The following is an 18278-nucleotide window of genomic DNA, read 5'->3' as shown; positions in this document are numbered from 1 at the left end:
GGCCTCACGGGACCTGCACCGCACGCAACACCGCGTCGACGATGACATCGGGGGTGACCCGGGCGGTGGCCGCCTCGAATCCGAGGATCAGCCGGTGCCGCAGCACCCGGTGCGCCAACCGGGCGATGTCGTCGGGCACCACATGGTCGCGGGCGCGCAGCACGGCCAGCGCCCGGGCCGTCCGGCAGAAGGCCAGGGTGGCCCGCGGGCTGGCCCCGTACTCGATCAGCCTGGCCACGTTCGCCGGCAGGTGCTGTTCGGGCTCGCGGGTGACGGCGACCAGTCGGCCGGCGTACTCGACGAGCGCGCGATCGAGATACACCTGCCGGACGATGTCCTGGGCACGACGGACGTCGTCGATCGTGACGACCGGAGCCGCGCGGTGATCCCGGTCGTAGAGTCCGGCGTCCATCCGGGCGGCGATCTCGACCTCCTCCTCGACCGAGGGGTAGCCCACGATCTCCTTGAGCATGAACCGGTCGGTCTGGGCCTCCGAGAGCGGATAGGTGCCCTCCTGGTCGACCGGGTTCTGGGTGGCGATCACCAGAAACGGCTCGGGAATGGGATATTCGACGCCGGCGATCGTGGTCTGGCGTTCCTCCATCGCCTCCAGCATGGCGCTCTGGGTCTTGGCGCTGGAGCGGTTGATCTCGTCGAGCAGCACGATGTTGGCGTGGACCGGGCCCAGCTGCGTGGCGAACGAGTTGTGCGCGGCCTCGTAGATCTGGGTTCCGATGATGTCGCTGGGCAACAGATCCGGTGTGCACTGGATGCGCCGGAAGCTGCCGTCGATGGACTCGGCCACCACCCGGGCCGCCGTGGTCTTGGCCAGCCCGGGCACGCTCTCGATGAGCAGGTGTCCGCCGGCGAGCAGCGCGACCAACATCGATTCGCGCAGATGGCCCTGGCCCACCACCCGGGTGGCGAACGCCGAGGTCACCGCGCCCGCGATGCGCTGGGCTTCGGCGGCGTCGCGCTGGTCAACCTGCAATCGCGGTGCCGTCATGAGTCCTTCCGGTATTCGCCCTCCCCCGGCGTATGTACCCAGACTTTGCCGAAGTCATGCCCGCGATGCTGCCGCGGCAGATTAGCTGAGGTACTCGCACGGGTATTGCAGACCACTGCACGATCGGAAGGGAATCAAGATGAAGCGCGAAGACTTGCTACCGAACCCGGAGACGGGTCTGTTGCTGACCCACTTCCTCACCGTCGCAGACGTGCCGCGATCGAGAACGTTCTACAGCGACGTGCTCGGCGGCGAGGTGGTGATGGCCGAAGACCCGTGCATCGTCAAGCTGGCCAACAGTTGGCTGATCATGAACCCTGGCGGTGGTCCCACACCGGACAAGCCCGACGTGACGTTGCACCCGCCGACTGATCCGCGCACCGCGACCAGCTTCCTGAACATCCGGGTGGCCGACATCGAGGCCTATTACCGCGAATGGAGCGCGAAAGGTGCCGAGTTTCTGACCCCACCCATCGATCGAAAGGCCGAAGTGCGCTGCTACATGCGCGATCCGGATGGCTATCTCATCGAAGTGGGACAGCTGACCGGTCTGCTGAGCGGCATTCACGCCGGGACTGGTTCGTCGACCTGACGGACCTGTCGGACCTGTCGGACCGCTCGGCCCGCCGGGGCCACCAGAACCAACGGCCCAGCAGCACGGCGATCGGCGGCACCACGAAGGTCCGCACCACCAGCGTGTCGATCAACAGGCCGATGCCGATGGTGGACCCGACCTGGGCGATCGTCACCACACTGGCGCCCAGCATCGCGAACATGGTCAGCCCGAACACGATTCCGGCGATCGTGACGACGCTGCCGGTACCGGCGAAGGCCCGGATCGTCGCGATTCGGACGCCGGCCCCGGCCTCGTCGCGCAACCGCATCGCCAGCAGCAGGTTGTAGTCCGCACCGACGGCGACCAGGGCGATGAAGGCCAAGGCGGGGACCGCCCAGTGCAGGGGTTGTCCGAACAGGTACTGCCAGACGGCGACGCTGGCCCCCAGCGCCGATGCGTAGGAGATGGTGACGGTGGCCAGCACCACGATCCCGGCAACCGGGCTGCGCAGCATGCCTGCCACGATCCCGAAGATCAGGATGAGCGTGGCGATCACGAGCAGGGTGAAGTCGTGCTGCACGTAGGTGATGAGTTCTGCGGTGGCAGTGCCGACTCCGGTGAGGTCGACGACGCCGCTGGCCGCCAGTGGGGTGTCCTTGAGCGCTTCGGCCGCGGCGATGCGGATCTCGGCAGATCGATCAGCGCCGTCACGGCCCCAGGACTCACCGTCGCCGTAGACCAGCAACCGGGTGGCGTGACCGTCCGGGGAGAACATCATGCCCATCACCCGGCGGTACTGTGGATCATCGAAAGTCCTTGGCGGCAGATAAAACCCGCCCTCGGAACTGCCGTCGAAGTCGGTGCTCAGCTGCGACAGGTAGCCGGTCATCTGCTGCATCTGCGGGCCGACCGAGCCCAGGCTGGAGCGCAGGGTGGTGGTGAGGCTGCGGAGCTCGGTCAACGCGGAGCGCATCGTCGCGACGCCCCTGGCCGCTCCGTCGAGTGAGTTGGTGGCACTGGCCGCACCCTGCTCGAGTGCGCCTGCACCGCCGGCGAGGGTCCCCGTCGAGCTCACCGCGTCGTCGAGGGGCGTGACGATCTTCTGCACCGCCGCACAGATCGGATTGGCCGCACAGTCGGGGTTGTTGCTGACGAATTGGCGTAGCGGATCGGCATATCCGGACACTGTCTGGAGATTGCCCTGCAGTCCGGTCATGCCCGCACCGATGTCCTGCGAGCCGGCCCCGACCCGGTTCAGGCCGTCGACGGCGCCGCTCAGCCCGCGTTGCATGCCGTCGAGGGCGCCGTCTAGCCGGCCGATGGTCGCCGTGACGGTGTCCACGGAGTTCATCCCGTTGAGCGCGGATTGCGCTGTGCCGTCGAGTTGTTCGCCGATCTGTCCGGCCTGGTAGGTCAAGGTGCCCTGGCGTACGGGGGTCCCGGCGGGCCGGCTGGCCGATTGCACTGTACGCACCCCGCGTACCTCCAGGATCTTTCTGGTGACCCGCTCGATCGTGATGAGCCCGGCCGGATTGCGCAGGTCGCGGTCGGCCTCGATGGAGACGATCTCGGGCAACAGCCGGTTGTCCGGGAAGCGGCCGTGGACCGCCTGGTATCCGCGACTGGAGTCGGTGCCGGCCGGCTGTGCGGACAGCTCCGAGAAGCTGATCTTGGCGCCCAGCAGCGGCAACGTGCAGACGATCAGTGCAGCGACGGCGACCACCAGGATCGGCCCTGGCCAGCGGGCGACGGCGGTGCCGATCTTGCGCCACCGTCGACTGGCCCGCGCCGCACGCGGCTCGATCCATCCGCGCCGGCCGAACCAACCGATCAATGCGGGCGTCAACGTCAGCGCCCCCAGCATCGCCGCGAGAACACCTATCCCACTGGGGATCCCGGCGCTGCGCAGAAAATTCACCTTGGCGAAGGTCAGGCAGAACAGCGCGGTGGCGATCGTGGCGGATGATCCGGCGATCACCGGGGCCACCCGCCGGTAGGCGTCGGCCAGGGCATCCGGCGACGCCATGCCGGCCCGCCTGTTCTCGTGGTAGCGGCCGAGTAGGAAGATGCCGTAGTCGGTACCGGCGCCCAGCACCATCGCCGACATCAACGCGACCGAGAACACCGACACCTCGATCACGCCGTGCTCGCCGAGCAGCGCGACCACCGGGCGCGCGGCCGCCAGCGCCAACCCCACCGAGGCGAGTGGGACGGCCGCGGTGATCGGCGAGCGGTACACGAAAAGCAGGAGTGCTGCGATCATTCCGACGGTCAGCACCGTGATCCTCGCCAATTGGGCGTCCAGGGCGGCGAATTCGTCGACCAGGCTGGGCCCGGGCCCGGTGACGTGGAGGCGTAGTCCGGCCGGGGCGTCAGGCGCATCGACTGCGGTGCGCAGCGCGGCCACGGCGTCGGTCGCGGTGGTGCTGCCCAGTTGTCCGGAGAGCCGCACCATCAGGTAGGCCGCCCGGTGGTCCTGGCTTTCGAACACCGCCGTGGCGGCAGGGTCGTCCCACAGATCCATGATCGATTCGACGCCGGGGGTGTCGGTGCGCAGTCGGTCGGCCAGGGTGCGGTAGTAGGCGCGGTCGGCGTCCCCCAAGGTCCGGTCGGCTTCGAGGACGACATAGGCGATGTTGTTGCTGTCGGAATCCCCGAACAGCGTGCCCATCCGTTGCGCCGCCTCCGTGGCACCGGAGTCGGTGGGGAAGAAGGCCCGGGACTGCTCTTTCACGACGTGCTCGAGTTGGGGCACCGCGATGTTGCCGATGCCGGCCAGCAGCACCCAGGCGGCCATGACGAGGAGTGCGTACCTGCTCGTCGCTCGGGCAATGGTCTCCAGCATGGCTCCCCCACCATCCATAACAATGTTATTGGGAGGTATAACATTGTTATGGCAGCATGTCCAGGACGATGGACACCATGGGAATTCGCGAGCGCCTGATCGAGGAGAGCCTGCACGTCCTCGAGGAGAGCGGGCCAGAGGCGCTCAACGCGCGCATGCTGGCCAAGCGGATCGGCGCCTCCACGATGGCGGTCTACACCCACTTCGACGGCATGCCCGGCCTGTACGAGGCGCTCGTCCGGGAGTCCTACGTCCGTTTCGGCGAACACCTGCGCCGGCGGCCGGACACCGACGATCCGGTGGCCGACCTTCTCGCCTCTGGATTGGCCTACCGCGAATACGCGCTCACCTATCCGCAGCGGTACCGGCTGATGTTCGGAATCACCTCGCCGTCCATCACGCTGCCGATAGGCCGCGACCTCACAGTCGACGGCCATCCGGCGGCCCTGTCCGAGATCAACTCGGTGTACGCCCAGATCCCGGCATTCGTACAGCGCTGCATGGACATCGGCGCCATCGACGAGGGCGATCCGGTGGCCGTGGCCGCCCAGATCTGGACCATGATGCACGGCTACGTCCTGGCCGAGATCATCGGTGTTTTCGGCACCGACGGCGGGGGTGTCTCGCGCGTGCTGGCACCGCACATCACCAACCTCCTGGTCGGCCTCGGCGGTGACCGGGAACGTATCCAGCAGTCGTTTCAGCGCATGGACACACCGTCGGCGCCGCCGCACCCGAGCGCGCCCGCGACAGCCACCGTCCGGCGCGGGCGCCGGACCCGCAGCCCCTAGCGCCGGCTACCCGGCAAGGTTGGCACCAAACGGGCACCGCCGGCCGAGAATGGTGTGGTGGTGCAGAGCTGGGAAGGTTTCGACGGGTTCGTCGGGCTCATCGACTACCCGATGTTCGTCGTGACGGCACGGGCTGAGAACGGGCCGGCAGGCTGCCTGGTCGGGTTCACCACGCAGGCCAGCATCGATCCACCGCGGTTCCTCGTCGGGATCTCGAAGCAGAACCACACCTTCGCCGTCGCGGAAGCGGCCACCCACCTGGCTGTGCACCTGCTGGCTCGTGACGATGTGGAGCTGGCCCGCTGGTTCGGCGGGCAGACCGGGGACGACGTCGACAAGTTCGCCGAATGCCGCTGGCATGCCGGCCCCGCCGGAGCACCGATCCTCGATGCCTCGCCGGCCTGGTTCGTGGGCGCCATCCTCGACCGGTTCGATCTCGGCGACCACGTCGGCTACCTCTTGAATCCGGTTGACGGCCAAGCGCCCGACGAGCCGCAGCCCTGGGTCAACCTCACCGACGTGGCCGACCTCAAGCCAGGACACGAGGCTTGAGGCCTACTTCCAGGCGAAGACCGGCTGTTCGAGCTCGTCGACCGGATCGGTGCGACCCTCCAGCGCCAGCCACCGCAACTGCAGCAGCACCGCGCCGGTAGGCGCATGGATCAGGTCATTGCCCAGCGGAATCTGCACCACCGGGCGCGGGCTCTCCGGAATCGTGACGAACCGCGGCGAATCCGCGCGCTGCAGCTGGTGCAAGCCCACCCGGTACGCCGCCACCACCTCGTCGGGGGATGGCCGCAGGTCCAACCGCCCGCCGCCCCAGATCACCACCGGGGTGATGACGTAACCAGAGCGGGTCGGGTAATCATCGAGCAGTCCCAGCACCGCCGAGCCGGGCAGGCTGACCCCGACCTCCTCGTCCAGTTCCCGCAGCGCGGCCTCGACCGCGGTTTCACCCGGGTCCAGCCGGCCGCCGGGCAACGCCCACTGCGCAGCGTGCGAGGAAAGTCGAGAAGTCCTGCGGCACAACAGAAAAGCCGCCCCACCCGACACGTCCACCATGCGGCCGTCGAGCCCTGGCTCCGGCATCGGGCGGCCGTCGATCCATTCGTCGACCGGAGCCGGATCCACCCGGTCCTCACCGACCTCGGAATCGACCAGGACCACCGCCACGGCCGCGTGCCGCTTCGTCGGGTCGGTCACCGAGCGGCGTTCGTGCCCCGCCAGATGCACCCCGACCCGTTCCCGCAGAACTTCGTCATAGGCGATCGTCACCGCTCGACCATATGCGGGACGCGGGCGACGCCACCGGCGAGGTAACTCGGCCTACTGTTCGGCCTTGCGGGTCTGCTGATACAGCGTGAGCTTCCACACCCCGTCGACCCGGTGATAGACGCTGGACATCGCGCCGACGAACGCCGGCTCGTCCCCGTCGCGGTAGGCCGTGCCGATGTAGACGAGGGCGGCATTGTCGTCGTCGAGTGCGATGAGATGCACTCCGCTGATCTCGTAGGCACGCCACGGCGGGGCTTGCGCCAGCGCGCTGACGACGGTGTTCCGATCCATCACCATGCCGTTCGCGAGGACCATGACGGCGTCGGGCAGCATCAGATCACCGTAGAAGTCGGCGCCGGTCGACTCGCACAGCGAATCCCACCCGGCGCGTTCGATGTGCAGGAGTTCGTCGAGAACTGGAGTGGTCACGGTGATCGAGTACCCATTGCACGGATCCGCTATGTCTGGGCACCACTGTTGAAACAGTGGTAGAAGTGATAGCTGGGGATGGTGGTTCACGCGGGAGCGGACACGTCCAGGTCGAGGAGAAGCATGCCTGTCGGTAGGTGGGCCCGGCACGCGGGCCGCCGGGCGAGCATCGCAGCAGTCGGTGCCGCCACCGCGGTGTGCCTGATCGCGGCTCCCGTGTCCTCGGCCGCGCCGGACTGTCCCGACATCGAAGTCGTCTTCGCCCGTGGCACCGACGAGCCCGCCGGTATCGGCAATGTCGGCAAGGCATTCGTCGACACGCTGGGCCCGATGGTCAAAGGCTCGACCATCGGCACCTACGCGGTGCAGTACCCCGCATCGTGGGACTTCATGAAGGCCGCCGCCGGGGCCACCGACATGAGCAAGCGCATCCAGGCCACCGCGGCACGATGCCCCAAGACCAAGATCGTGATGGGCGGCTATTCGCAGGGCGCGGCCGTCGTCGACGTCGTGGCCACCTCGCCGATCGCCGGCCTCGGCTACACGGCCCCGCTGCCCGCCGCGGTTGTCCCACGGGTCGCCTCGGTGGTGGTCTTCGGCAACCCGTCGGCGCGCCTCGGCCAGCCGCTGACCCGGATGAGCCCGGACTTCGGCGCCAGGACCGCGGACCTGTGCAACACCAACGACCCCATCTGTTCGCTAGGCCGGGACTGGGACGCGCACGTCAGCTATCCGAAATCGGGCCTGATCAAGCTCGCCGCGCAATGGGTCACGCGTCACGTCCAACCGCCGCCTCCAGCGCCGGCTGCTCGGCGCTGAGCACCGGATAGAGCCGGTGAGTCCCGGGGAGGCCCTTCAGTTCCACTTCGCGGGCCGCTCCAAGGACGATGTCGTCGAGATGCCTGACCGCGTCACCGACCGGTTCGCTGACCAGGATCTCGCCGCCGTCGGCCTGACTGGCGACGCGCGCCGCCATCGCGACGTCGAGCCCGAACAGATCGTCACCCCGGCGCACCGACGTGCCCATGTGCACGCCGATCCGCACCCGGATCGCCTGCCAGCGCTGGGAATTCTCCGCGAGCGCGCTCTGCACATCTGTGGCGAATCGCACCGCGTTCTCCGCGTCGGCGAACGCGATCATGAATCCGTCGCCCTGTGTCTTGACCACGTGACCGCCATGCTTGTCGACCCGCGCCTGAACGAGCTTGTTGTGCTTCTCGAGTAGCTTCACCCAGGCCCGGTCACCCATCGCGGCGTTGTACTCGGTCGAGCCCTCGATGTCGGAGAAGACGATGACGACACGGCCATCTGCGGTCAGCCGGGCCAGATCCGGGCGTTCGACCTGGGCCCACCCGGCCAGGTCCTCGATCGAGTTGCGCACCGTCGCGCCCAGACCCTTGGTGATCAGCATGTCCGCCGTCTGAAACACCGTCTTGATCGCAAACGGCGCCACGCCGCGACGGCGCCTCCGCCGGCGGTCCTCGTCCTCGAGCTTCATGCTCTCGATCTCGCGCCGGGCCTTCGTCAGCTGCCGGCGGCTCACGATGAACAGCACCAGGAACGTGACGAACGCCGCGAACAGCACGACGACGATCACCAACAAGACGAACTCAAGGGTGGTCGGCATCTGCACCCGCTGATTATCCGGCACGCGACGATCACCCAGCCCACCGGCACATGTCACATTTCGTCGAGTCGAGGTGTCTTGAGGGTGTATAGCCACCTTCAACATAGGAGTGCACCATGGATGCTCGATTGAACCTGTTCGAGAACCCGACCGCCGTCAAGATGCTCAAGTACGTCACCTCGGCGGGCAAGGTGATCACGGACTCGGCACTCCCCGACACAACACAGCAATTGGTGGCGCTGCGCGCCAGCCAGATCAATGGCTGCGCATTCTGCACCGACATGCACACCAAGGACGCCGTGCTCGCCGGGGAGACCCAGCAGCGCCTCCACCTGGTCGCCGCGTGGCGGGAGGCAACGGTGTTCACCGAGGCCGAACGCGCGGCCCTGGAATTGACCGAACAGGGCACCCGGATCGCCGACGCGGCGGGCGGGGTCAGCGACGATGTGTGGGCGAATGCGGTCAAGCACTACGACGAGGATCAATTGGCCGCGCTGGTGTGCCTGATCGCCTTCATGAACACCGTCAACCGCCTGAACGTGATCATCCAGCAGCCGGCCGGCGACTACCAGCCCGGCCAGTTCGGATAACGGCGCTCAAGCAGTCCCGGTCGGCGCACCGTATGGGTGCCGACCGGGGCGAACGGCGGCACGGGCGAACTGGCACGCTGGTTACCAACATGACCACTCCCCTGCTCGACGATCCGAGCGACCTGTCGGCGCTGCGCGCCAAGGGCAACGACGCCGACACGCTGTTCACCGACTTCGCCGCCTGGGCCGAGGCAAACGGCACCACGCTGTACCCGGCGCAGGAGGAAGCGCTGATCGAACTGGTCAGCGGGGCGAACGTGATCCTCGCGACGCCGACCGGATCGGGCAAGTCGCTGGTGGCCACCGGTGCGCTGTACGCGGCACTCGCCGCCGACCGGCCCAGCTTCTACACCGCACCGATAAAAGCGCTGGTGAGCGAGAAGTTCTTCGCCCTCTGTGACGTGTTCGGGGCGGCCAACGTCGGAATGCTCACCGGGGACGCCTCGGTCAACGCCGACGCCCCGATCATCGCCTGTACCGCCGAGATCCTGGCCAACCTTGCGCTGCGGGAAGGCGCCGACGCGGACATCGGCCTGGTGGTCATGGACGAGTTCCACTTCTACGGCGACCCCGACCGCGGCTGGGCATGGCAGGTGCCTCTGCTGGAACTTCCCAAGGCCCAGTTCCTGCTGATGTCGGCGACGCTGGGTGACGTCGAATTCCTGCGCAAGGACCTGACCCGGCGCACCGGGCGGGAGACCGCGCTGGTGGCCGGTGCCGAACGGCCGGTCCCGCTGTTCTACTCGTACGCCACCACGCCGATGCACGAGACCATCGCCGACCTGCTCGACACAAAACAGGCACCGATCTACGTCGTGCACTTCACCCAGGCCTCCGCGCTGGAGCGGGCCCAGGCCCTGATGAGCGTCAACGTCAGCACCAAGGAGGAGAAAGCCGCGATCGCCGAGATGATCGGCGGTTTCCGGTTTTCCACGACGTTCGGGACCACGCTGTCGCGGTTGGTGCGGCACGGCATCGGCGTCCACCACGCCGGTATGCTGCCCAAATACCGCCGGCTGGTGGAACAGTTGGCCCAGGCCGGACTGCTCAAGGTGATCTGCGGTACCGACACCCTCGGTGTCGGTATCAACGTACCGATCCGCACCGTCGTCTTTTCTGCCCTGTCCAAATACGACGGCACCCGGATGCGGTTGCTCAACGCCCGCGAGTTCCACCAGATCGCCGGGCGGGCCGGGCGCGCCGGATACGACACCGCGGGCACTGTCGTGGTGCAGGCGCCCGACCACGAGGTGGAGAACCTCAAACAGTTCGCCAAGGTGGCCGAAGATCCGAAGAAGCGTCGAAAATTGGTGCGGCGCAAGGCCCCTGAGGGCATGGTGCCGTGGGGTGAGAACACCATGAACCGGCTGATCGACGCCGCCCCCGAAGCATTGACCAGCAATATGCGGGTGTCGACAGCGATGATTCTCGATGTCGTCGACCGCCCCGGTGACCCGTTCGCGGCGATGCGTCGCCTACTCACCGACAATCACGAACCACGCAAACGTCAACTTCGGCACATCCGGGAGGCGGTCGGCATCGCCCGCTCCCTGCTGCAGGCCGGTGTCGTGGAACGGCTTGCCGAACCCGAGGCAGACGGCCGCCGCTACCGGCTGACGGTCGACCTCCCGCCGGACTTCGCGCTCAACCAACCGCTGTCGACGTTCGCGCTGGCCGCGGTCGATGTCCTCGACGCCGAAGCCGAAACCTATGCGCTGGACGTGGTTTCGGTGATCGAATCCACTTTGGAAGATCCCCGCCAGATCCTGGCCGCCCAGCTGAACAAGGCCAGGGGCGAAGCGGTGGCGGAGATGAAGGCAGAGGGCATCGAGTACGAGGAACGCATCGAACTACTCGACGAGGTCACCTATCCCAAGCCGCTGGCCGAACTGCTGGGGCACACCTACGAGGTGTACCGGCAGACCAATCCGTGGGCGGCCGACGGGCACCTGTCTCCAAAGTCGGTGGTGCGCGAGATGTGGGAGCGCGCCCTGACCTTCCGCGAGTACGTCAGCGTCTACGGGTTGACCCGCTCCGAAGGGGCCGTGCTGCGCTACCTGTCCGATGCGTTCAAGGCGCTGCGCTCAGGAGTACCCACGGCCGCCCGCACCGAAGCGCTGGCCGACATCGTCGAGTGGCTCGGCGAATTGGTGCGTCAGGTGGATTCCAGCCTGCTCGACGAGTGGGAGCAGCTGACCAGCCCGGACCAACCTCACGACGCACCGGTGGCCGTGCCGGCCCGACCGCGCCCGTTGACGGGCAACGAGCGGGCGTTCACCGCGATGGTGCGCAACGCGTTGTTCCGGCGGGTGGAGTTGTTCGCCCGCGCCCGCTGGGACGATCTCGGCGCGCTGGACGCCTCATCCGGGTGGACGGCCGATCGCTGGGCCGAAGTCGGCGAGGAGTACTTCGACGAACACGCGGAAGTGGGCACCGGAGCCGACGCGCGCGGCCCGGCGTTGCTGATCTTCGACCGGCAGCCGCAGATGTGGCGGGTGCGACAGATCCTCGAAGATCCGGCCGGAGATCACGATTGGGGCTTCGACGTGGAAGTGGACCTGGCCGCCAGCGACGAAGAAGGTGCCGCGGTGCTGCGTATCGTGGATGCGGGCCGGATGGGGTGAGTGCTTGCTGACCCCAATTTTATCGCGACCCCGGGGCCTTGCGGCAAGGCCCCGGTGATGGCGCACAATCGCTGGCCGGATCAAGCCACGGATAAGCGAGGGAACTGTGGGCAACGTGCCAACTGACGAGCACGACATCGAAGTACAAACCGAACAGAGCTATGTCGACGGGCTCTACACCCGCCTGGATGCCGAGCGCGTCCGGGTGCGTGACCGCTATCGCACCGCCCTCCGCGAGCACGGCGGCTCCGCCGTGGAACGCGACGCCGAGGTGCGGGCGCTGGCCAAGGAGGCCAACCGGCTCGACGTGGCCGACAATGGGCTGTGCTTCGGTCGGCTGGAAACCATTGCCGGAGAACATCTCTACGTCGGGCGTCTCGGCATCTTCGACCGCGAGGACGACTACGAACCGCTGCTGCTGGACTGGCGGGCACCGTTGGCGCGGCCGTTCTACACCGCGACCGGGGCCCACCCGGAGGGCATGCACCGGCGCCGCCAGTTCCGCACCCTGGGCCGCCGCGTGCTCGACTTCACCGACGAGGTGCTGGGCCGACCCGCCGAGGGTGACGAGGGTGATGCCGCACTGCTGGCCGCGGTGAACGCCCCACGCGGTGAGGGCATGCGCGACATCGTCGCGACGATCCAGGCCGAACAGGACGAGGTCATCCGCAACGAACACACCGGGGTGCTGGTGGTCGAGGGCGGCCCGGGCACCGGCAAGACCGTGGTGGCGCTGCACCGGGTGGCCTACCTGCTCTACACCCACCGGGAGCGGATCGAACGTCACGGCGTGCTGGTGGTCGGGCCCAATGAGGCGTTCCTGAACCACATCGGACGGGTGCTGCCCTCGCTGGGTGAGTCCGATGCGGTGTTCATGACACCCGGCGACCTGGTGCCCGGTCTACAGGTCACCGCCGAGGACACGCCAGAGGCGGCCGCGATCAAGGGTTCGCTGAAGATCCTCGGCGTGCTGGCCGCCGCCGTGGCCGACCGCCAGGAAGTCCCGGACGAGCCGATCCTGATCGAACTGCCCGACGTCACGGTGCGCATCGACGCCGAAACCGCACAATGGGCGATCGAGGAGGCCCGCGAAACCGGGCTGCCGCACAACGAGGCCCGTGCGACGTTCCGCGACATCGTCACCTATGTCCTCACCGAACGTGCGGTCGCCCGCATCGGCAAGGGTTGGCTGAGCCGCGAGGACAAGGCGGCATGGGAGGAACTGCGGGCCAGCGTGGTCAGCGAGCTCGACGACAACGCCGCATTCGCTGCGGCTCTCGATCGGCTGTGGCCGATTCTGACCCCGGAGACCCTGCTGGCCCCGCTGTATTCGTCGTCGGAACGATTGGCTGCGGCCGGCGCCGACCCTCGGCTGTTCCGCGCCGACGGCAGCGCCTGGACCGTCTCGGACGTGCCCCTGCTCGACGAGTTGGTCGACCTGCTGGGCCGTGACAAGGCCGGCGAGGAGGCCGCGGAACTCGAACGCCGAGAGGAAGCCGCCTACGCCGCCGGGGTGCTCGACCTGATGATCGCCCGCGAGGATCTGATGGACGACGAGGACCACCTGCTGGCCAGCGACCTGATCGACGCCGAGGACCTGGCCGACCGATTCCTCGAGCGCGACACCCGGGAACTCGCCGAACGCGCTGCAGCCGACCGGGATTGGACTTACGGTCATGTTGTGGTCGACGAAGCCCAGGAACTGTCCGAGATGGACTGGCGGGTGCTGATGCGTCGTTGCCCACGCCGGTCCTTCACGGTGGTCGGCGATCTGGCCCAGCGCCGGTCAGCCGCCGGTGCCCGGTCCTGGGACGCGATGCTCGAGCCGTATGTGCCGGGCCGGTGGATCTACCGGACGCTGTCGGTCAACTACCGCACTCCGGCCGAGATCATGGCGGTGGCCGGGGCGCTGCTGGCTGAATTCGCCCCCGGGGTGAACCCGCCGGAGTCCGTCCGGTCCTGCGGGGTACAGCCGTGGTCACGGCGGCTCACCGCCGCCGAAATCCCCTCGACTGTCGAGGAATTCGTCCGGGATGAAGCCACCCGGGACGGCACCAGCGTGGTGATCGGCCCGCCCGGCGTGCCGGGCGCGGTGGCACCGTCGGAAACCAAGGGCCTTGAGTTCGACGCGGTGCTCGTGGTGGAACCGGCACACATCCTGGCCGACGGCGACCGGGGTGCCGCCGAGTTGTATGTCGCCCTCACCCGCGCGACGCAGCGCCTCGGTGTGCTGCACACCGAACCGCTACCCGAAGCGTTGAACGGACTCGCACATGCCTGATGCCCCCGGACTGGAATCCACCAACTGCGCGATCGTGGGCGGCGGGCCCGCCGGGATGATGCTCGGGCTGATCCTGGCCCGGTGCGGGGTGGCGGTCACCGTCATGGAGAAGCACGCCGACTTCCTGCGCGATTTCCGCGGCGACACCGTGCATCCGAGCACCATGCGCATGCTCGACGAGCTGGGGCTCTTCGGCGAGTTCAACAAGATCGGCTACAGCAAGGTGGAGAAAGGCGAGTTCACCGTCGACGGTGACCCGGTGACGCTCGTCGACTTCCGTCGGCTGCGCCAGCCCCACCCGTACGTGGCGATGGTTCCGCAGTGGGACTTTCTCGATCTGCTGGCCGACGCGGGCAAGGACGATCCCAACTTCACCCTGCGCATGCGGACCGAGGTGACCGGACTGCTGCGCGACGGTGAACGCATCACCGGGGTGCGCTACACGGGCCCCGACGGGGACGGTGAACTGCGCGCCGATCTCACCGTCGCCTGCGACGGACGCACGTCACTGGTCAGGCGGGAAGCCGGGCTGAAGACCCGGGACTATCCAGTGCCCTTCGACGTGTGGTGGTTCCGACTGCCGCGCACCGAGGACGGCCAGTACTCGCTGATCCCGCGCACCGCGCCCGGACGCGCGCTGATCATGATTCCCCGCACCGGCTACTTCCAGGTCGCCTATCTGATCCCGAAGGGTAGCGATGCCCAGCTGCGGGCCCGCGGCCTCGACGCGTTCCATGCCGAGCTCACCGAGCTGATCCCAGAGGCCGACCCGGATGCGCTCACTTCCTGGGACGACGTCAAACATCTTGACGTTCAGCTCAACCGCCTGCCGCGGTGGCACCGCGACGGCCTGCTGTGCATCGGCGACGCCGCACACGCCATGTCCCCGGTCGGCGGGGTCGGCATCAACGTCGCGATCCAGGACGCCGTCGCAACCGCGCGCCTGCTGTACCAGCCGCTGCGCGAGCACCGGGTCACCGAGTCCGACCTGGCCTCAGTGCAGCGCCGGCGCACCCTACCCACCACCATCACCCAAGGCCTCCAACGCATCCTGCATCGTCAGGTGATTGCGCCGGTGATGGCCGGCGCCGAGATCCGCCCGCCCGGGGCACTGCTGAACGTCGTCCGAAAGTTCCCCCAACTCACCGCGATTCCGGCGTACCTGGTCGGCACCGGGGTGCGCCCCGAGCACGTCGCCGCGCCGGCCCGCCGATAGGCGCAGCGTGGGAGGCAAACAGAACCCCGAACAACGGCGACGCGAATTGTGCGACGCGGCAATCACTCTGCTCGCCCGCGAGGGCATCAAGGGCGTCACCCACCTCAAGGTCGATCGGAAGGCCGGGGTTGCCGAGGGGACGACGTCGTTCTACTTCCGCACCAGCGCGGCGTTGGTGCGGGCGGCGGCCAACCGCATCGCCGACCTCGACCTGGCCGATCTCACCGCGGCCACCCGATCGGAGAACGGCGGCGACGGCCCATCATCTGCGGCCGGCCTGGCCCGGCTGGTCATCCGGTCCGGCACCGGGGCGCGCCTGGTCCGGAGCAAGGCCCGCTATGAGCTCGTCATGCCGTCGAGCCGGGACGCGGGGCTGGCCGAGGCGTTCAGCCACAACCAGGAGCAGTTCTTCGAACTGCACCGCAACGTCGTGCTCGGCCTCTGTCCAGCCGATACCGATCCGGAGCTGATCGATGAAAAGGCCTATGTACTGCTGACTTTCATCAGCGGGCTGATGCTCGCCCTGGCCCGTGGCGACCGCACGATCACCTCCGACGAACAAGTCCACGACATCATCACCGCGATCGTTGCGGCGGCCCCGGCTGGCTCACATCGCGAAGGAGTAGCCGCCGTTGACCGGTAGCGTCTGGCCGGTGATCCAGGAGCCTTGGTCACTGGACAGCAGTACCGCCAGATAGGCGACATCCTCGGGCAGCCCGGGCCGGCGGATCGGGTAGCGCGACAGGATCGCCTTGGCCTGCGGGGAGTCGGCCATCTCAGCCCACAGCGGTTCGGTGAGCGGGGTTCGCATGGTGCCCAGCGCAATGTTGTTGGCCGTGATGCCGTAGCGGCCGTTCTCCAGCGCGATCGACCGCGTCAAACCCGCGGCACCGGCCTTGGCCGCCGCGTACACCGCGCCGCCGGCGTCCCCGGTCCGGCCCGCATCCGACACGATCGTCACGACCCGGCCCCACTGCCGCTCCACCATCGTCGGCAGCACCGCACGCGTGCAGTGCAGTACGCCATACAGGTTCACCTGCAGGAAGGGATTCCATTCCGCGGGTGAGGTTTCGGCGAACGGCATCCGGGCGGCGAATCCCTCGGCCCCGGCATTGCCCGCATTGTTGACCAGAATGTCGACGGGGCCGGTCCTTATGATTGCCTGCGTGACGGCCTCGTAGTCGGTGACGTCGAAGGGCACCGCAACCGCATCCCCGCCCGCTTCTCGCAACTCTGCGACCACAGCCTCGGCCCGGTCACCCCGGAGGTCGTTGACCAGCACCGTGGCCCCGGCGGCAGCGAAGGCATCGGCGAGACCGCGGCCGACACCCTGTCCGGCGCCGGTGATCACCACCCGCCGGTGCGACAGATCCAATTGCAGCGTCATCGTCGGCGAGCTCTCCTGTGGTTCGGCTTGATTCCGGACAACCTACCCCACAAAATCTCTATATATGTAGAGTTCTGCACGCCGACCCATGCAAGATCGAATGGAGCCCGGGTGAAATTCATCTTCAACCTGCCGCACATGCTGCGACTCAAGGCGACGATGCAGCCGTGGTGCTGGCTCGGGGAACAGGGCGTCACAGTGAGTGCGGTGCCGCTGCCGGCGGTGAGCGGTGTCGACGAATATCTCGAATACGCCCAATGGGTGATCGAGGAGATCACGCCAAAGGTGCCCTAGAACTGGCAGGGGACCCAGATGGACCAAGGTCCCTATGTCCGCACCCGTGCAGCCCCTAACCTGAAAGCGTTCAGCCATAGGAGGCAACTGATGAGCGACCACGACGTACGGATGATCATTCTGTCGACCGACGACCTGGATGAGTCGATCCGCTTCTACAGCGAAACCCTGGGAATGCCACTGAAGTTCCGCGACGGAGCGCACTTCGCCGCGCTCGACGGTGGATCGCTCACTCTTGCTCTGGCCACCGCGGTGGACCATCCGATCCCAGGCCAGGTCGTGGTCGGGATCAAGACCGCCGACGTGGACGGTGCGGCCAAGGCCATCGAGGCCAGTGGCGGCGGAATCATCAAGCACCCGTACGACGACGCTCATGAACGCCGCGCCGTGGTCTACGACAACAAGGGCAACGGCCTGGTGTTCTACAGCCCGCTGGCCCGCTAGCCGGGCGCCGAAGCCGCGGCATCGAGCAGGGTTTCGGCCAACCGCGCCGCGGCCGGCGTCATCCGCTCGACCGGCGGGGCGGCGAGGTAGACCTGCCACACCGCCGGGTCACGCAGTGCGACAGCTCGCAGATCCCCGAAGCGCCGCGCCTCGGACACCGGCATGAAAGCCGTGCCCAGGCCATTGCCGACCAGTTCGGCGATCGCGGCGAACCCGGCCGGAACCTCGTACTGTGTCTGCGGTTGCACACCGGCGAGGTGAAACGCCTCATCCATCAGACGCCGCAGCCCGAATTCGGGTGGGAAGCCGACGAGGTCCTCGCCGGCCAGGTCACCAAGATCGAGGCGACGACGACGGGCCAGGGCGTGGTCGTCACGGCAGACGAACACCATCGGTTCCTCGAACAGCAGCTTCATATCGAGCTGTGCCGGGAACCGGTTGGGTAGCGATACCAGGGCCAGGTCCAGCGAGCCCTCCAGAAGTGCAGCCAGATAGGCCGATGCGCCGGACTGGCTCAGCCGCAATCGCAGCCGCACGGACGGGTGGGCACGATGAAAGTCCCCGAGGGCGCGGCCGACATTGACCGGCCCATAGGAGATCAGCGAGCCGAATTCAACGGTGCCCATGAGCGATCCCCGGAACTGGCCCGCGGATTCGGCCGCTGCGCGGGCCGCGTGCAGGACCTCGTAGGCGTGCGGCCGGAAGGCCTCCCCTGCGGCGGTCAGACTGATCCGTTGCCGCGACCGGTCGAACAGTTCCACCCCGAGCTCGCGCTCCAGCTTGGCGATCGAGGTCGACAACGCCGACTGCACTACGTGCGCACGTTCAGCTGCGCGGGTGAAACTCAGCTCGCCGGCCACGGCGATGAAGTGTTCGATCTGTCTCAACTCCACCGTGCCAGCCTATCTATCGC

Annotated in this window: 17 protein-coding genes and 1 pseudogene; 11 read left to right on the top strand and 7 right to left on the bottom strand. The window is 67.6% G+C overall.

Going from position 1 to position 18278, the window contains the following annotated elements; translation table 11 throughout:
* Positions 1 to 4 precede the first annotated feature (4 nt).
* Positions 5 to 1006, bottom strand: a complete 1002-nt coding sequence (locus tag AB0I14_RS14425; RefSeq protein WP_358022124.1) for a MoxR family ATPase — start codon at positions 1004 to 1006, stop codon at positions 5 to 7.
* A gap of 139 nt (positions 1007 to 1145) precedes the next feature.
* Here AB0I14_RS14425 and AB0I14_RS14420 point away from each other — a divergent pair, with 139 nt between their 5' ends.
* Complete coding sequence (locus AB0I14_RS14420) at positions 1146 to 1598, top strand: VOC family protein (RefSeq protein ID WP_358022121.1); 453 nt, start codon at positions 1146 to 1148, stop codon at positions 1596 to 1598.
* Here the strand turns inward: AB0I14_RS14420 and AB0I14_RS14415 are convergent.
* The gene (locus AB0I14_RS14415; protein WP_358022118.1) at positions 1531 to 4407 is read right to left on the bottom strand and encodes an RND family transporter; all 2877 of its coding nucleotides are present in this window, start codon (positions 4405 to 4407) and stop codon (positions 1531 to 1533) included. The genes AB0I14_RS14420 and AB0I14_RS14415 overlap by 68 nt on opposite strands.
* A gap of 56 nt (positions 4408 to 4463) precedes the next feature.
* Here AB0I14_RS14415 and AB0I14_RS14410 point away from each other — a divergent pair, with 56 nt between their 5' ends.
* Together AB0I14_RS14410 and AB0I14_RS14405 are read left to right on the top strand one after the other, a co-directional pair.
* Positions 4464 to 5198: a TetR/AcrR family transcriptional regulator gene (locus tag AB0I14_RS14410; protein WP_358022116.1), complete on the top strand. Its 735-nt coding sequence runs from the start codon at positions 4464 to 4466 to the stop codon at positions 5196 to 5198.
* A gap of 111 nt (positions 5199 to 5309) precedes the next feature.
* Positions 5310 to 5750 carry a flavin reductase family protein gene (locus AB0I14_RS14405; RefSeq protein ID WP_358022833.1) on the top strand — a complete coding sequence of 147 codons (441 nt, stop codon included), beginning with the start codon at positions 5310 to 5312 and terminating at the stop codon, positions 5748 to 5750.
* A gap of 3 nt (positions 5751 to 5753) precedes the next feature.
* Here the strand turns inward: AB0I14_RS14405 and AB0I14_RS14400 are convergent, their stop codons facing one another.
* Positions 5754 to 6473 (bottom strand): CoA pyrophosphatase, encoded by a 720-nt coding sequence (locus AB0I14_RS14400; protein WP_358022113.1) that lies wholly within the window; start codon positions 6471 to 6473, stop codon positions 5754 to 5756.
* Between the two features lie 51 nt (positions 6474 to 6524).
* Positions 6525 to 6902, bottom strand: coding sequence for a nuclear transport factor 2 family protein (locus AB0I14_RS14395; protein WP_358022110.1), 378 nt, complete (start codon positions 6900 to 6902; stop codon positions 6525 to 6527).
* Positions 6903 to 7025: 123 nt separating this feature from the next.
* Between AB0I14_RS14395 and AB0I14_RS14390 the strand changes: the two genes are divergently transcribed.
* Entirely contained in the window at positions 7026 to 7721 is a 696-nt protein-coding gene (locus tag AB0I14_RS14390; RefSeq protein WP_358022106.1) for a cutinase family protein, read from the top strand.
* Here the strand turns inward: AB0I14_RS14390 and AB0I14_RS14385 are convergent.
* Positions 7672 to 8529 carry an adenylate/guanylate cyclase domain-containing protein gene (locus AB0I14_RS14385; RefSeq protein ID WP_358022831.1) on the bottom strand — a complete coding sequence of 286 codons (858 nt, stop codon included), beginning with the start codon at positions 8527 to 8529 and terminating at the stop codon, positions 7672 to 7674. The two genes, AB0I14_RS14390 and AB0I14_RS14385, sit on opposite strands and share 50 nt — an antisense overlap.
* A gap of 116 nt (positions 8530 to 8645) precedes the next feature.
* Between AB0I14_RS14385 and AB0I14_RS14380 the strand changes: the two genes are divergently transcribed.
* From AB0I14_RS14380 to AB0I14_RS14360, 5 genes are all read left to right on the top strand, one after another.
* Positions 8646 to 9119 carry a carboxymuconolactone decarboxylase family protein gene (locus tag AB0I14_RS14380; RefSeq protein ID WP_358022103.1) on the top strand — a complete coding sequence of 158 codons (474 nt, stop codon included), beginning with the start codon at positions 8646 to 8648 and terminating at the stop codon, positions 9117 to 9119.
* Positions 9120 to 9208: 89 nt separating this feature from the next.
* Positions 9209 to 11743, top strand: a complete 2535-nt coding sequence (locus tag AB0I14_RS14375; protein ID WP_358022100.1) for a DUF3516 domain-containing protein — start codon at positions 9209 to 9211, stop codon at positions 11741 to 11743.
* Positions 11744 to 11858: 115 nt separating this feature from the next.
* Positions 11859 to 14024, top strand: a complete 2166-nt coding sequence (gene helR, locus AB0I14_RS14370; protein WP_358022098.1) for an RNA polymerase recycling motor ATPase HelR — start codon at positions 11859 to 11861, stop codon at positions 14022 to 14024.
* Entirely contained in the window at positions 14017 to 15240 is a 1224-nt protein-coding gene (locus tag AB0I14_RS14365) for an FAD-dependent oxidoreductase (RefSeq protein ID WP_358022095.1), read from the top strand. Before helR ends, AB0I14_RS14365 begins: the two co-directional genes overlap by 8 nt.
* 7 nt (positions 15241 to 15247) lie before the next feature.
* Positions 15248 to 15883: a TetR/AcrR family transcriptional regulator gene (locus tag AB0I14_RS14360; protein ID WP_358022092.1), complete on the top strand. Its 636-nt coding sequence runs from the start codon at positions 15248 to 15250 to the stop codon at positions 15881 to 15883.
* On the opposite strand, the gene AB0I14_RS14355 is transcribed toward AB0I14_RS14360, so the two are convergent.
* Complete coding sequence (locus tag AB0I14_RS14355; RefSeq protein WP_358022089.1) at positions 15848 to 16627, bottom strand: SDR family oxidoreductase; 780 nt, start codon at positions 16625 to 16627, stop codon at positions 15848 to 15850. The two genes, AB0I14_RS14360 and AB0I14_RS14355, sit on opposite strands and share 36 nt — an antisense overlap.
* A gap of 174 nt (positions 16628 to 16801) precedes the next feature.
* Between AB0I14_RS14355 and AB0I14_RS14350 the strand changes: the two are divergent.
* A pseudogene (locus AB0I14_RS14350) lies at positions 16802 to 16921 on the top strand (LLM class F420-dependent oxidoreductase); the annotation flags it as partial.
* 90 nt (positions 16922 to 17011) lie between these two features.
* Positions 17012 to 17365: a VOC family protein gene (locus AB0I14_RS14345; RefSeq protein WP_358022086.1), complete on the top strand. Its 354-nt coding sequence runs from the start codon at positions 17012 to 17014 to the stop codon at positions 17363 to 17365.
* Here AB0I14_RS14345 and AB0I14_RS14340 read toward each other — a convergent pair.
* On the bottom strand, positions 17362 to 18258 hold the full coding sequence (locus tag AB0I14_RS14340; RefSeq protein WP_358022083.1) for a LysR family transcriptional regulator: 897 nt from the start codon (positions 18256 to 18258) through the stop codon (positions 17362 to 17364). The two genes, AB0I14_RS14345 and AB0I14_RS14340, sit on opposite strands and share 4 nt — an antisense overlap.
* Positions 18259 to 18278 lie beyond the last annotated feature (20 nt).

Source organism: Mycobacterium sp. NPDC050441, assembly GCF_040655355.1.
Classification (GTDB): Bacteria; Actinomycetota; Actinomycetes; order Mycobacteriales; family Mycobacteriaceae; genus Mycobacterium.
Note: the sequence above shows the minus strand (reverse complement) of the source record. Positions and strands in the feature narration are given on the sequence as shown.